Here is a 16,149-nt window from a genome sequence, read left to right on the forward strand (position 1 = left end):
AAATGGTCTTTTTGAACACACACTTATATTAACGCTGCGAATCGATTTTGAATCGTGTATTTGTTAAGCAAACGAAGCAGAAGGAAGCGGCCTGGATCTTCATCACATGGATGATGGAAGCTGACACGCAGCATATATTGTATAATACCGCTCTGTTTCCATCACGTACGGATGTTCTCTACGGGCATAACAAGCTGTCATACCCCGTCAGCGAGTATATGGAGCCTTATCGGGAATGTATGAAGTATGCTTTTTTGCGTCCGCCGTATTATCATTGGGGAAAGATAGAAAAAGAATTTGACGCCGCTATGGTGCGCATCTTCGACGAAAGGGCAGCAGTACAAGCGACTTTGGACGATTTGGCGCAGCGAATCGATCGGCTAATCGCTGCAGAGCGGCAAGAGGAGCAGCATCGCGCTGCACCTGCTGAATAAGGGCATGCTTCGCGGTGTCAGGCCAAAGCAAGATCAACTAGATTGAAGGAGAGGCATTCATATGAACGAGAAAGATCAAGTGTTCCCAACGAGTGAAGTGAATGAGACAAATGGGGCGAAGCGGACATTCTGGAAGGAAGCTGTCGTCTACCAAATTTATCCACGCAGCTTTCATGACAGCAACGGAGATGGAATTGGCGATTTACAGGGGATCATATCCAAGCTGGATTATTTGAAAACATTAGGCATCGATGTCATTTGGCTGTCACCGGTATACGAATCGCCTAACGATGACAACGGCTATGACATTAGCGACTATCGGGCGATACATGAAGAGTTCGGCACGCTTGCCGATTGGGAAGTGTTAATAGACGGGATGCATGCGCGCGGGATGAAGCTAGTCATGGATTTGGTCGTTAATCATACATCTGATGAACATGCCTGGTTCGCCGCATCGCGCGAATCGGTGAACAGTCCGTACCGTGATTATTATTATTGGCGTCCGGGCCGCGGTGACCATGAACCGAACAATTGGACGTCGGTCTTCAGCGGCTCTGCGTGGCAGCATGATGAGCGCACGGATGAATATTATTTGCACCTCTTCTCCAAGAAGCAGCCTGATCTGAATTGGGAAAATCCGCGCGTGCGCGATGAAATCTATGACATGATGCGCTGGTGGCTTAATAAAGGCGTCGACGGCTTCCGCATGGACGTCATTAACTTTATTTCGAAAACACCGGGACTGCCGAGTGTCGGCGAGGAACGGTATGCGTGGGGCGGAGAGCATTTCATGAACGGACCGCATCTGACGGAGCATTTGCAGGAACTGAAGCGGGAGGTGCTTGACCGTTATGAAGTGATGACGGTCGGTGAAATGCCGGGCGTTACGGTGGAACAGGCGCGTGAAATTACGGGTGAGAATCACGGTTCTCTCAACATGGTGTTCCAGTTCGAGCATATGGAGGTCGATTCAGGCGCCGGCGGCAAGTGGGATGTGACGCCATGGAAGCTGCATGATTTGCGCTCCATTTTGCACAAATGGCAGACCGGTCTTGCAGACAGCGGCTGGAACAGCCTTTACTTGAATAACCATGACCAGCCGCGCATGGTGTCTCGCTTCGGCGACGACAGCGCTTATCGGGTGCAATCCGCCAAGATGCTGGCGACGCTGCTGCATACGTTGCAAGGAACACCGTACATTTACCAAGGGGAAGAGCTTGGAATGACGAACGTCCGTTTCGATCGCATCGATCAATACAAAGATATTGAAACCCTCAATATGTATCGCGAGCATACGGAGCAATACGGCAAGGATCCGGCCGACGTGATGAAGTCGATTTATGCCAAAGGCCGCGACAATGCGCGCACGCCGATGCAGTGGAATGCATCTCTGCATGGCGGCTTCACGTCGGGAACGCCTTGGCTGGAATCCAATCCGAATTATTCGGATATCAATGCGGAACAGGCGCTCTCGGATCCGGACTCCATCTTCTACTACTATCAAGCGCTCATCCGGTTGCGGAAGCAGAATCCGATTATGGTGTACGGCGATTACCGTCTCTGGCTGGAAGAGGACGAATTCATCTATGCTTATACACGTTCCTGGGAAGGCAAGGAGTGGGTCGTACTGTTGAATTTCGCGGGTCATGACGCTGCGTTCCACTGTCCTCCAGAATGGAAGGGGCGCGCCTTTACACGCATCATTGGCAATTACGAAGACGTGCCGTTCGATATGTTCGCGGATGCATCGCTGCGTCCGTTCGAGGCGTTGGTGCTTGAAATAACCGCACGCTGAATGCTTGATTTTGCAACATATGATGTGTTCTCCTCTAAAACGGAATAACGGACCCTCTCTCGCACATTGAAATAATGTGCGAAGAGGGTCCGTTTTGTTCAACCTATGCGCCATATCGGATCTTCGACCGTAATAGGACGGTTATGTTCCATCTCCAGCCCTGTCTCATACGAGCGATTGCCGATTGCTTCTTGCAGTGTATTATAGGCACCTGCGATGTCCTGTCCTGCATCTGGTCCGTTCGCTTCCGCGGCGTTGTCCCGAGCCTTCCAATAAGCGAGCGTCGCCGTCAGTACGCGTGCCGCGTCTTCCCGCGCCGTGTCCCACATATCCCATATGCTTGTCGTGTACGTTTCGTTCGTTCCCGTCGGGTCGGGCCACGCTGTGCGGGCTTCGTTCAATACATCGTATGGCGGAATATTTCGCTTATAGACAAACGGCTCGATCTGCTTGAAGGTTAATACCGTCTTTACGCCATACGGATCATGGAACAGGCGTTGCGCACGCACCATATCGCGGTTCGCGCCGTTCCAATATTCACGCTTGGCCTGACGGGCGAGTTCCGGATAATATTTGTTAGACAGCTCCTCGAACAAGCGCACGATATCCTGTGGAAATTGTCCGCCTGTATCGATTTCCTTCCATACCGGCGTCTTCCATGTCTCCATACTCATCTTCTTCCGCACCACATGCGTGTCCATGAGCACCTCGAACCGTTGATGGTCCCATTTCTTGAATCCCGATCGAACGAATACATACGGATGCATATGGCGATCAAGGATATGATGGAGCAGAAATCCCAAGGCATATACGCGGTTCTCCGGCTGTTGGGGCGAGACGGAAGAGAGCAGATCAAGAATAAATGGCCCGCAATACTCGTTATGCATCGCCGAACCGATATCGTTCATAACGGTAATGCGCTGCCAAGGGAAAAACTGATGATAGAACAGGAAGTCCGGCCCCTGACATCCCATATTGAACAATCGTTTCCGGTTCTCATCCTTAATCCATTCGGCGAGCCCAGCCTGAGCAAGCGCTTCTTGGCCGAACAGCAAATGCGTCCATATGTTGGGCATGTTGGCCCTCCCTTTCGTTAACGGATTCTATTCGTTGTCGGTAAATTCCCACTATAATCAAGATGACGTGTTGTAGGCAAAGTTGTCAACCTTTTTGTATAATGAGAAACGTTGAACGAAATGGTACGGAGCAGCATGTTTGACAGACGATAACTACAGCGAAGGAGACGACTCTATGATACGCGCGCGCACATTTGTCAGCTTGCAGCACAAAATTTTCAAATTCACCGTTCTGCTCGTGTGCATTCCGATATTGCTCATTGGCTCCATTTCTTATTGGTGGTCGGCAGATATTTTGCAGCAGAAAGTGTCGGTGTCTGATCTTAACACTGTCGCGCAGGTCGGCCTGAATGTGCAGTTCATGACAGACTATGTGCACGATACGTCGTTGTTCCTCATCCAATCGGACGAGGTCAGGCGGTTCCTGCTTAGCAATCCTGCATCCAATGAAAGCCTTGAGCGAGAAATCTCATCAATGGAACGGTTCTTCCTTCATCTTACCAATATGAAGGAATTCATTCACTCCATCTATTTGCAGGGCGAGAACGGGGTAACGTTCAGCACACACCCGGAGGCTGTCAGCTTGAATGGCATGATGCTGGAAGAAGTGAAACGGCTGCGCGGCAAGCCGTTGTGGTTCATACAGAAGCATAACAACTATGAGACCCTGTCTTTTATCCGCGAAATTCGGGATGTGAACAATGTCGGACGCCGGCTTGGCATGGTTCAAGTTAATATCGATCTGAATTATGTGCGCCAACTGCTGAACCAGCAGCGCATCGGCACCCGCGACAGCTTCTATTTGCTGAATGAAGAGGGGCTTGTGCTAACGTCGACGGTGGATGACAACGTCTATTCCAAGCTTCCGGATAACTTCGAGTTTCCAGATCAGGCCTATGGGGATCACGGCTACTATACGGTTGCTATGGATAAGGAACGGTATTTGATTACGTATGCGGGCATTGCCAAGACCGGTTGGCGGATCGCGCATGCCGTTCCGCTCAAGGAGATGCTGGAAGAGAACGCCGTTATTACGAAAATAATGCTCATCGCGATGATCGCGTCACTCGTCGTGTGTGTCGTTACCGCCATCTTGTTCTCGAAGCGGATTATCCGCCCGATTCAGCATTTGCGCAGCTTGATGCTGCGGATGGAACGGGGGCAGTTCCAAGGACGCGTGCAAGTTCAGAGCAACGATGAAATCGCCCAACTCGGTCGCAGCTTCAACCGGATGAACGAGCGGCTTCATGAGCTGGTCAATCAGGTATATGAAGCGGAGCTGAGGAAGAAGGAAGCGGAGCTTAAAGCGTTTCAAGCGCAGATCAATCCGCATTTCTTATATAATACGCTCGATACGATTTATTGGATGAGCCGGATGGAGAAGGCATACGAAACGGCTCAATTGGTCGAGGCGCTATCCAAGCTGTTCCGTCTCAGCCTGAATAGCGGCCAAGAGTTGACAACGGTTCGCGACGAGGTCAATCACTTGAAAAATTACATGATTATTCAACAAAAGCGGTACGAGGATATGATAGATTTTCATTTGGAAACCGATAATGAAGATACACTTAATGGGCGAACTGTGAAGCTCATCTTGCAGCCCTTCGTGGAAAATGCGATTGTTCACGGCATCGAGAAGCTGGGCGAGCCGGGTTGCATTCGAGTGGACGTATTCCGGCAAGAGGACAAGCTTATCTATCGCATCTCGGATACGGGAACCGGGGTCGATGTGGCGGAGATGGAGCGGCTCATGCACGAAAGCGGGGCTAATAACCGCGGCTTTGCGATTAAAAATGTAAATGACCGGATTCAGCTTTACTTCGGCGATGACTGTGGAGTGACCTTCAAAAATAACGAGGCTGGCGGAACGATCGTAGAAATCATACAGCCTTGGAAGACGGGAGAGGATATGACATGAGTGCGATTAAAGTATTGATTGTAGATGATGAAGTCATCATTCGAAAAGGTATTCGCACGTCTATCGATTGGGAGCCGCTTGGCATCGAGATTATCGGCGAGGCGAGGAACGGGCAAGAAGCGTTGGAGCTGGCGGAATCGCTGCAGCCTGATATCGTAATGACTGACATCCGCATGCCGCTGATGGACGGGCTGGCGCTGGCTGCCAAGCTGAAGGAGCAGAAGCCGCACATAAAGATCGTGATCGTGTCCGGCTATGACGATTTCGATTATGCGAGGCAAGCGCTCAAAATCGGTGTCAGCGAGTATTTGACCAAGCCGGTTGGAGCTGAGGAAATGAAGAAGCTGATGTCGAAGCTAAGGGATCAAATCCGCGCGGAACGGGAACGTCACAATGAGGAATCGCATAATGGCATGCTGCTGCGGGAAAGTATGCCTTACATTCAGGCAAAGTGGCTGAACCGACTTTTAAAGGGCGAGCACCAAGACGAAGTGACGATTCGCGATCGGGCGAGGCAGCTGCACATTCCGCTGGATGGACCCGAATATGCCGTAGTCGTCATCGATATTGACGATTATCGTCTCATTATGGAGCAATCGACGGATCGGGAGAAGGAACTCATACAATTCGCTATTCAAAATATTGCAGAAGAGCTGTTCGGAGAGAAGTTTACGACTGCGGTCTGCCGCACAGAGGAAGATACGCTGGCAGTGCTCTTAAGTGTGAACATGAGCAATAAGCATCTTATTACGGCATGCTGTGAGGAAATGCAGCAATGTGTGCGCCGTTATGTCAAGCTATCGGTAACGCTCGGCATCGGCAGCATCATTTCTTCACTCGCTAACGTGCCAGCGAGCATGGAGGAGGCGATGTCTGCGATTCGAAGTAAGGTGTACCGTGGTAAAGGGCAAATCATCGTCTTTGATGCGAAAGAGCATGCCCAAATGAAATCGCCGATGCTTATCCCTACGGAAGAAGAACTCGAGCTCTTGCAACGACTTGCGACGATGGACTTCGCAGGCATTCAGGAACGGCTGGACAAATGGTTTCGCCATTGTGCGGAGGAAGGCGTATCGTATCAGCATGTTCAGACGCTCTGTGTGAAGCTTGTCGTGCTTGCGACAACGCATGTGGAGCAGATGGGCGTGAAGCGTACCGATCTGGATCCGGTGCTCTTGAACCCATATGATGAGGTAAAAAAGTATGAGACCGCGCACGATATGAAGCAGTGGCTCCTGAAAATGTTCGAATCGTTCATCCAAACCATTTCGCAATATAAGACAAGCCGTTACCGGAATATCGTCTCCGTTGCCATTCAATACGTTCAGGAGCATTACGCGGAGGAGCTGAAGCTCGAAGATATCGCGGGGCACGTCTACGTTACGCCGAATTATTTCAGCCGCGTGTTCAAGCAGGAGACGGGCGAGCACTTTACGGAATGGCTGAATAAATTCCGGGTGGAGAAGGCGAAGCCACTCCTGCGGGATGTCAGCCTCAAAGTGTACGAGGTTGCGGAACAGGTCGGGTATAACGACTATAAATATTTCGCTCATATTTTCAAAAAGTATACGGGCACTACACCTAAGGAGTATCGAAATCAGTTATAATGCGGTTAAATTGCACAATATGGACGAGAGGACAAGGACGGCTTGCGAGCTATCCTGTCCTTTTTTGCGGTATTGGCCGCGGGCATCCACAACTGACTGTCTGTTCACTATACTTTCTCCGCATTTTATCCGACTCAGGACTTGATCATTGACCATACCGGTTAACTCGCAATTAAACATAACTGACCAACCTGCCTTGCAGCAAATAAATGACTCGTCTGTTAGTCCCTTTTGCCCAATCTCCCTCAGGCTCAGAAGCAAACATACCGCTTTTCCAACGACTAAAGTGATATATGCTCATAGCCCAGACAGGAGTGGTTTTACGACTGGGATTTCTGACTCATGGGGAGAGTGGGGCTAAGGGGAGAATAGAAGAGATAACATGGTGCTGAAATTTTAAAGGAATAGGTCCTGCGCTGCATTTTCCATATGATGAGTAACGATATTTCGTGAAAGGCACCCACGGGGGAAATTCAGGAAATAAAAGTAATAGTTACTCGAAGAGGCTAAAAAAACGGACATTTTAATAATTCTCTCTACTTATTTACTTGTATGAATTTCCTATACTTAAGTTGTAAACGTTAGCAAGTCTAATGAAGACATACACGAGGGGTGTACACAACATGAAAAAAGGGTTAAAACGTTGGACGTCCATGCTGCTTATTTCCTGCATGGCTTTGGTGGTTGCAGGCTGCGGCTCGTCCCAATCCTCTTCCGGCTCAGGCGAGCAGGCAGAAGGCAAGAAAGAACCAATTAAATTTATGCATATGTTTGACAAAAACGCAGAAGGCGGCGGCCTTCACCAAGCGGAATTGTTGGACACATTCATTACAGAAAATCCTGACATTAAATTGGATCAGGAAGTTCAGTCCCACGATAACTATGAGACGAAAATCAAAACATTGGCTGCAGCGAACGAGTTGCCAGACGTCTTCCTAATTAAGAGCTCGATGGTAACGACGTTCGTCGAGAACGGACTAGTAATGTCAGTCGACGAGCTGCTTGATAAAGATGCAGATTGGAAAAATGGCTTCGTGGACGGTGCGCTTGATACGTATCAAGTAGACGGAAAAACGTACGGAATCCAATTCTCCGGCGGTCCGACACACGCTATTTACTACAACAAAGATCTGGTAGCGCAAGCAGGCTTCAATGAATTTCCGAAGACGTGGGATGATTTCCTGAAGCTTATTGATAATTTGAAAGCGAAAGACATCACGCCGATTGCTTTTGGAAACAAAGGAAAATGGCTCGCAAACTCTAGCTACATGTCTACGCTTGGCGATCGTTTCACCGGTACGGAATGGTTCAATAAGCTTGTTAACAATCAAGGTTCTAAATTTACAGACCCTGAATTCGTACAGGCGCTCACTCTGTTCCAAGACTTGGCGAAGCGCGGCGCGTTCAACAGCGACATGAACTCGATCGACAACAACCAAATGAAGACACTGTACTATAACGGTAAAGCAGCGATGTTTATTGAAGGCGCTTGGGCAAGCAACGCGGTTGAAACAGGCGGCCCGAAAGAAATTCTCGACAAAACAGAGCTGGCTATCTTCCCGGCTATTGACGGTGCCAAAGGCGAACAGAACGGTGTATCCGGCGGCGGCGGTTGGGCTTATGCCGTCAACGTAAATATCGACAAAGCCAAATTGGATGATGTTGCGAAAATGCTGAAATTCTTGTCTGACAAAGATGCAGCGAAAGTCATTCTGAAATATGGCGATATTCCATCCAGCAAAGTGGAAAACATGGATGAATTGAATCTGTCTCCAATGACGAAAAAAATGGTGAAAATGCTTGAAACAACGAAGTATGTACCGATTTACGATTCTCGCTTGTCTCCTGGCTTGACTGAATCGATGAACGCAGCGATGCAAGATATGCTGATCGGTCAGATTACACCAGAAAAAGCAGCAGAAGTGATGCAAAAAGAATTCGACAACGAAATGTAGAGATAAATGGATTAGTTAGATAGATAGAGAAACTTGGATAGGATAGGGATAATTCTCCCGGGCGCATGCCCGGGAGAATCGTTATCCTGCTGAAATCGAAACAGAGAGAGGAGAGAACCGTGATGAATAACACCGCTATCCGTCCCAAACGCTGGACGTTTTTTGCATATTTGATTCCAGGCGTTGTCATTTATGCATTTATGGTGCTAGTCCCGTTGGTGCTCGCTTTACGGTACAGCTTCTATAAATGGTCCGGCGGTCCGAAGATGGAATGGATCGGCCTGAAGAACTATCAAATCCTCCTGCAGGATGAGAAGTTCTGGGGAGCCTTTATCAATAACTTGCTGATTGTTGGTTTTAGCGTTATCGGGCAGATTGGGATAGCTTTCATAATTGCCATATTCTTAATGAATAAATGGGTGAAATGGCGTGAGTTCCACCGTACCGTTATTTTTATTCCGGTCGTATTGTCGTCCGTCGTTATCGGCTTTCTGTGGTCGATGATTTATAACAACGATGCAGGACTTCTGAACTGGCTCTTGACAAGCTTGGGGCTGGAATCTTGGATTAAACCGTGGCTCGATGACCCGAACGTCGTCATGTATTCCGTAACAGCACCGATCGTGTGGCAATATATCGGGTTCTACTTGATTATTTTCATGGCCTCTATGCAAAGCATTAACGGTGAAGTGTACGAAATGGCGGAGATTGATGGCGCCACAGGCATGAAGAAGACGTTGTACATTACATTGCCGTTGATGAAAGATACACTCAAAATTGCTGTGATGCTCTGTATTGCGGGGAACATGAAGGCGTTCGACAGTATCTTCGTAATGACCGGCGGCGGCCCGGGCAACTCCTCGACTGTTATGGCGCAATACGCTTATGATACGTCGTTCAAAGCGTTCAAGCTCGGGTACGGCAGTGCAATTTCCATCGGCATTATGGTACTTAGTGTCGGGCTCATCATGATTAGCCGCTTGATTGGAGGGAAGAGCAATGACTAAGCTGAAGACGCTCATACCGCGGATTCTTATCAATCTCTTTTTGTTCATCATGTCGTTGTCATGCATATTCCCGATTCTATGGATGATTTACTCTTCGCTCAAGACACAGCAGGAGTTTAACACGAACATTATTTCTTTGCCGACGCGGTTGAATTTCCAGAACTATATCGACGCGTTCCGTATCGGGAAGATGGATACGTACTTCGTGAACAGTGTCATCGTAACCGTGCTGACCGTCGTGCTGACTGTTGTCATCAGTTTCTTGGCCGCCTATATATTGGCGCGGTTCAATTTCCCGGGACGTGGCGTCATTTATTTCATGTTCCTGGCTGGTATGCTTATCCCGGTGCACGGCCTGCTTATCCCGGTGTTCGTCGAGTTCAAGTCGCTCGGATTGTTGGACCAACGGATAACACTCGTCCTGCCTTACGTTGCCTTTAACTTGTCAATGGGGATCTTCCTATTCGAGAACTTCATCAAGACTGTGCCGCTTGAGGTGGAAGAGGCAGCAGCGATCGATGGCAGCTCGACGACACGCCGTGTACTGACGATTGTGCTTCCGATGTGTCTGCCAGTTATCTCGACGGCGATTATTTTGTATTTCCTCGGTGCATGGAACGAATTCCCGTTCGCACTCGTGTTGATTAAGAGTCCGGAGCTTCGTACACTGCCGGTCGGCTTGACCAATTTTAACGGACAATTTACGGTCAACTATCCGCAGATGATGGCGGCGATGGTTATCGTTGTGTTACCTGTCATTTTGACCTATCTCGCATTTTATAAGAAAATAATGCAAGGGATGACTGCGGGGGCCGTTAAAGGATAAGCCGCAACTCACTCATAACGAATTGGGGGTAGGCACAATGCTCAAAGACTCGAAGCGTAAACCGAACGTTGTCTTTATGGTAGCTGATGATCATCGTTATGAATCGATACGCGCTCACGGCAATACGGAAGTAGAGACGCCGACGCTGGACGCGCTGTCCAAGCGCGGCGTAAGCTTTCAGAGTACGAATATTATCGGCGGGATGGATGGGGCGGTCTGCGCCCCATGCCGCGCCTGCTTGAATACGGGTTCTTCTATCTTCGGCGCTACGGTGAAGCAAGACTTGGGAGATACAATGGAGAAGCTTACCATTGCTCCCCAGAAGGTAACGATGGCGGAAACGTTCAGAGCACATGGATATTACTCGTATGCGGTCGGGAAATGGCACAATGATAAGGCCAGCTTCAACCGCAGCTTCTGTGGCGGGAATCAGATCTTCTTCGGGGGCATGAGCGATCACCGCCAAGTGCCTGTCTATCCGTACGATCCGACCGGAGCGTACACTGCCGATATGCGCAAGATGGAGACGACCTTCTCGACGGAGCTGTTCGCGAATGAAGCTGAATCATTTATCCGATCCTATGAGAAGGAGGAACCTTTCTTCCTCTACGTGGCGTTCACTTCACCGCACGATCCGCGGACTGCGCCAGAGCCGTATGCGTCGCATTATGATGCGAATGCGCTGCAGCTCCCGGCCAACTTCGCAGTGGAGCATCTATTCGATAATGGCGAGATGCACATTCGTGATGAAGGGCTCGCCGCTTCGCCGCGTGATCCGGATGAGGTTCGTCAGCATATCGCCGACTACTATGCAATGATTACACATCAGGATGCACAGATGGGACGTATTGTGCAAGCGCTTGATGACAGTGGACGACTGCAGGACACGATCGTTGTGTACACGTCAGATCATGGGCTTGCCGTTGGACAGCACGGCCTGATGGGCAAGCAGAATCTATACGAGCACAGCATTCGCATTCCGTGGCTGATGGCGGGACCAGGCGTACCGGAACGAGAAGCAGTTGACGGACTGGTGTATCAGATGGACATTATGCCTACTCTGTGTGATGTTGCAGGCATTGACATTCCTGCTACCGTGGAAGGCTGCAGCATGAAGCCGCTCATGGATGGAAATGGAGACGAAGGACGGGAGACGGTCTACTCGTTATATAAAGATACGCAGCGTATGGTGAAGGACGGACGCTGGAAGCTGATACGCTACCGCCGCTCTGATTGGAGCAATGAAGGAACGGACACGCTTCAACTTTTTGATTTGACTGAAGATCCTGCTGAAACGCGCAACCTTGCGCATGAGCCGGGGATGAAGCAGCATGTGGAGCGTCTGGAGCAGGAAATGGAACAATGGATGCGCCGTGTTGGCGATCCTTTTGTCGAACATTTTTGTGCAACCTAATAAAGTTCGCTCTTTCATCTAGCAAGCTGAAACGTTTCCATGTAAACTGAAGGAAGTCACGACGGACAAGCCGTTCTTTTCAGCTCGTGCGTACTCGTGATTGTAGAGACATCATCATGTGGAGAACAAGTGGAGGATGAAATCATGGAACAATTCCGATTGCCGAAAATTGATGTGCCTAAGTTTGAATTGCCTCAGGCGGTACATCGCGTCTTGGAAGAAGCAGAGCAGAAGCTGGCGCATCGCCCTAAGCTGCTGAAGCTGTTCAAGAACTGCTTCCCTAATACGCTCGAAACGACGACGAAATTGCTGGATGACGGCACAACCTTCGTCTTGACCGGAGATATCCCAGCGATGTGGCTGCGCGATTCGGTCGAACAGGTTATTCATTATGTGCCTTTTGCGAAGGATGACGAAGATCTACAGCATATTATCGGCGGCTTGATTAAGCGCCATATGTACTATATCAATATTGACCCGTATGCAAACGCGTTCAATGAAACGGCTAACGACTGGCACTGGGATGCCAATGACCAGACGGACATGTCCCCTTGGGTATGGGAACGCAAATACGAGCTCGATTCCATGTGCTTCTCGATTCGCCTTGCCTATACGTATTGGAAAGAAACCGGCCGCACCGATATTTTCGATACGAACTTCAAAATGGCGATGCGCAAAATCGTTGACGTATGGAAAACAGAACAGCACCACTTTGAGAAATCGCCGTACCGCTTCATGCGCGAGAACTGTCCGATTATCGACACACTGCGCAATGACGGTCTCGGAATGCCGGTGAACTATACGGGAATGACCTGGTCTGGCTTCCGTCCGAGCGACGATGCATGCGACTTCCATTACAACATTCCTTCGAACATGTTCGCTGTCGTCAGCTTGCGCCAAATGCAAGAGATTGCGAAGTACGGCTTCCGTGACGAAGCGCTTGTCAGTGAAATGGCGAAGCTCGAGGAAGAAATCAACCACGGCATTCAATTGTACGGGGTATACAATCATCCGACATTCGGCAAGATCTATGCCTTCGAGACGGACGGCTTCGGCAATCATTGCCTAATAGACGATGCGGGTACGCCAAGTCTGATGTCGATTCCGTATATCGGATATACAACGGTAGAGGATCCGATTTATCAAAATACGCGCAAATTTATTTTGAGCAAAGAAAATCCGTTCTATTTTGAAGGGAAAGCTGCAAAAGGTATCGGCAGCCCGCATACACCGGACGGATACGTATGGCATATGGCGTTGTCCATGCAGGGCTTGACGGCTGACAACGACAATGAAATGCTCGCCATGATCAATATGCTGGAAGCTACCGATGCGGATACTGGCTTTATGCATGAAGGCTTCTTGGCGGATGATCCGAACGTGTTTACCCGCGCTTGGTTCGCATGGTCGAACAGCCTGTTCTCGCAATTGGTATGGAAAGCGATACAGCGCGGCCTGTTGGATAAATAATAACAAGCTGGATTCAGTGCCAGCGTTCATTATGGATACGATCAAGCAAGGAGTTATCCCATTAGTGATTGATACAATTTAGGGATAGCTCAGATTATTAAAATATTGTAGCGTAAAAACGAAAAAATGGTGGAGCAGGGACTATTCCTGCTCCACCATTTTGCGCTTTTGGCCGACTGGGCGGACCACGAATAAACGGGGACTGTCCTTCAAGTCATGCAGACCTGTCGGGACAGCCCCTTTGGATTAGTTATATTTTGTATTGGCTAATCATTTGATTCAAGGTATGCGCCATCTGCTTCAATGCTTCGGCATTGTTCATCAAAGCGGACATATCCTCCAGTTGCCGCGCGGTGAATTGCACTAGCTCTTGAGAATGATCCGAATTTTTCGAAGCAATGTGAGCTATTTCATTCACGGATGCGAGCACTTCCTCAGACCCTACGGACATCTCTTCCGTAACCGCCGAGGATTCTTGGATCTGACCCGTTATATCGGTCACTTCTTTTACGATGTTTTGGAACATATCGCCCGATACTTGCACTTTAATCATGCCGTCGCCAACGTTTTGACGCACATCTTCCATCGACTCTACCGCCCTGCGGGCATCGCCGCGGGTTTGCTCGATAAGCTCCGCAATTTCATTGGCGGAAGCCGCCGAGCGTTCCGCCAGCTTTCTCACTTCATGAGCAACGACCGCAAAGCCTTGGCCGTGTTCGCCAGCGCGCGCGGCTTCAATCGACGCATTCAGAGCAAGCAGACTTGTTTGCGACGAAATTTGGGTGATGACATCGACGATATGCGCCATCTGCTCCGAACGCTCGCCTAAGTTTTGCACCAATGTCCCCGAGCTCCGCACAGACTCATCAATTGCGCTCATTTGCGTCACTGCTTGCTGAATGAGCACGTTGCCTTGCAGCGCTTGCTCGCTTGTGTCTTGAGACGTTTCGGATATGCTGGTCGTGCTTTCGGCGATGCGCTGAATGCCAATCGTCATTTCTTCCATCGCCTTGGAGCCTTCGTCCGTTCCTCTCATTTGCGTCACCGCTCCGTCAGCTACTGTCTGCACGATGGAATCGACTACTTTTAACTGATTCGCACTTTCTTCCGTATGCGCCGATAGCTTCTCCGACGATGCGGCCAGCGTATTCGCAGCACCGCGTATCTCCATGACCAAATTCCGGATGGATGATTGCATCACTTGCAATGACTGCCCAAGTGCGCCAACCTCATCCTTCTTCCGCTGGATATGGGCTGGAACTTCCTGTGTGAAGTCGCCTGAACTGATCTTCTTCAGGTTGGCAACGACTGTCTGAATCGGTTTGGAAATGTTCGAGGCAACCGCAAGCGCCAACAGTACTGCCAAGATGGCACATATAGAGCTAGTTATGAGATTGACCATGCCGATTTTGTCAGCTTCTTGCGTCAGCTCGCTTTTTTCAACGACAGATAAGTATTTCCAGCCCGTTTGTTTTGATGTGTATAGATTCGTCATGTAGTCCGTTCCGTCTATTTGAACATCGAATTGATCCGTTGTTTTTTCTTTGATATTTGCAAATTCGGGCACACCTATTTCAGAGATGTTTTTGGAAATAAGCTTAGCATCCCGCGGGTGAGCAAGAATGGTTCCGTCTTTGGAAAGCAGAATGACATAGCCTGTTGAGCGGATTTTAATGTTTTTGAGTTGCTCGGTCAGACTGCCTAAGCTCGTATCGATCCCGACTACGCCAACCGGGCTGCCACTGTCGTTTTTAACGACGGCAACGCTGCTCATAGTCAATAATCCGCTAACCGAACTCAGATATGGCTCGGTCATCACCACTTTATCAGGATTCGCCTGCGCGCTTGCATACCATGGGCGGGTTCGCGGATCATATTTGGCCGCCATTTCTTTTTCCGGCCATTGGACATAGCTTCCTTGAGCGCCTGCTAAGAACACGGCAGAGGTTCTCGGATGCGATGCGGCAAAGCGTTCGAATTCGTTATAAATGTCACTTTCGATGCCGCCGTTTTGTGAAAATGTTGAATTCGTTGTTTTCGTTTGATTCGTGTAAGAGGTGATCGTGTGATCTGCTTTGGTTACGATCGGGCTGTTCGCCAACAACTGCACATTCTCATTAACCGTTTCAAAAAAAAGAGAGATTCTGCCGTCTACCTGCGAAATTTCGTTCGTCGTCGATGTAACGAAATTAGTGGTGATCTCATTTACCATACTGCGATGTACAATTACGCCAATCAATGAAATGGGAATCAGAATCGTAACTAGAAATGAAAGAATCAATTTAGCTTTAATACTTTTCAACATAGTTGCCCTCCCTAAGGTGCATTCGAAAGAGATTCGACATTTTATGAATTAATTCGACATAAGTATTTATCGCCAAAAAAATGACCATTCTTAATATGTGAATCGTTTGGTCGCCGATTTTATTTGAAAAATAAGAAAAAAAAGAGAAACATCGCGGATTTATGAACAAGGTTTGGATGCGCCATACGAGAAGATAAAGCTTTAGAAGTAGTTCTTTGTGCTCAAAATACATATAAATGCACATTTTTATTGAAAAACAGACAAATGATCTAGTGATCGACTCCATTGTTTTCAGCATAATAGTCATATAGAAGTGGGCGTATAGGACGTTCGAATGATATC

11 protein-coding genes are annotated in these 16,149 nt (G+C 48.9%); 9 read left to right on the forward strand and 2 right to left on the reverse strand.

The window, feature by feature from the left end:
• The first annotated feature begins 47 nt into the window (after positions 1-47).
• Together LQV63_RS12345 and LQV63_RS12350 are read left to right on the forward strand one after the other, a co-directional pair.
• The gene (locus LQV63_RS12345; protein WP_233696940.1) at positions 48-434 is read left to right on the forward strand and encodes a type 2 periplasmic-binding domain-containing protein; all 387 of its coding nucleotides are present in this window, start codon (positions 48-50) and stop codon (positions 432-434) included.
• A 61-nt stretch (positions 435-495) separates the two neighbouring features.
• A complete protein-coding gene (locus tag LQV63_RS12350; protein WP_233696941.1) occupies positions 496-2,229 on the forward strand; it encodes a glycoside hydrolase family 13 protein in 1,734 nt (577 codons plus the stop codon).
• Positions 2,230-2,327: 98 nt separating this feature from the next.
• Here LQV63_RS12350 and LQV63_RS12355 read toward each other — a convergent pair whose 3' ends face one another.
• Entirely contained in the window at positions 2,328-3,305 is a 978-nt protein-coding gene (locus LQV63_RS12355; protein ID WP_233696942.1) for a zinc dependent phospholipase C family protein, read from the reverse strand.
• A 175-nt stretch (positions 3,306-3,480) separates the two neighbouring features.
• Here LQV63_RS12355 and LQV63_RS12360 point away from each other — a divergent pair, with 175 nt between their 5' ends.
• From LQV63_RS12360 to LQV63_RS12390, 7 genes are all read left to right on the forward strand, one after another.
• A complete protein-coding gene (locus LQV63_RS12360) occupies positions 3,481-5,223 on the forward strand; it encodes a sensor histidine kinase (protein ID WP_233696943.1) in 1,743 nt (580 codons plus the stop codon).
• Positions 5,220-6,830, forward strand: coding sequence for a response regulator transcription factor (locus tag LQV63_RS12365; RefSeq protein WP_233696944.1), 1,611 nt, complete (start codon positions 5,220-5,222; stop codon positions 6,828-6,830). Before LQV63_RS12360 ends, LQV63_RS12365 begins: the two co-directional genes overlap by 4 nt.
• A 623-nt stretch (positions 6,831-7,453) precedes the next feature.
• A complete protein-coding gene (locus LQV63_RS12370; RefSeq protein WP_233696945.1) occupies positions 7,454-8,785 on the forward strand; it encodes an extracellular solute-binding protein in 1,332 nt (443 codons plus the stop codon).
• Between the two features lie 122 nt (positions 8,786-8,907).
• Positions 8,908-9,792, forward strand: a complete 885-nt coding sequence (locus LQV63_RS12375; RefSeq protein ID WP_019423687.1) for a carbohydrate ABC transporter permease — start codon at positions 8,908-8,910, stop codon at positions 9,790-9,792.
• A complete protein-coding gene (locus LQV63_RS12380; RefSeq protein WP_019423686.1) occupies positions 9,785-10,618 on the forward strand; it encodes a carbohydrate ABC transporter permease in 834 nt (277 codons plus the stop codon). The genes LQV63_RS12375 and LQV63_RS12380 overlap by 8 nt, the downstream gene beginning before the upstream one ends.
• Positions 10,619-10,655: 37 nt before the next feature.
• On the forward strand, positions 10,656-12,032 hold the full coding sequence (locus LQV63_RS12385; RefSeq protein WP_019423685.1) for a sulfatase-like hydrolase/transferase: 1,377 nt from the start codon (positions 10,656-10,658) through the stop codon (positions 12,030-12,032).
• Positions 12,033-12,176: 144 nt separating this feature from the next.
• Complete coding sequence (locus LQV63_RS12390) at positions 12,177-13,502, forward strand: glycoside hydrolase family 125 protein (RefSeq protein ID WP_233696946.1); 1,326 nt, start codon at positions 12,177-12,179, stop codon at positions 13,500-13,502.
• A gap of 250 nt (positions 13,503-13,752) precedes the next feature.
• On the opposite strand, the gene LQV63_RS12395 is transcribed toward LQV63_RS12390, so the two are convergent.
• Positions 13,753-15,807 carry a methyl-accepting chemotaxis protein gene (locus tag LQV63_RS12395; protein ID WP_233696947.1) on the reverse strand — a complete coding sequence of 685 codons (2,055 nt, stop codon included), beginning with the start codon at positions 15,805-15,807 and terminating at the stop codon, positions 13,753-13,755.
• Between the last annotated feature and the right edge of the window lie 342 nt (positions 15,808-16,149).

This window comes from Paenibacillus profundus (assembly GCF_021369635.1).
GTDB classification, from domain to species: Bacteria; Bacillota; Bacilli; order Paenibacillales; family Paenibacillaceae; genus Paenibacillus_B; species Paenibacillus_B profundus.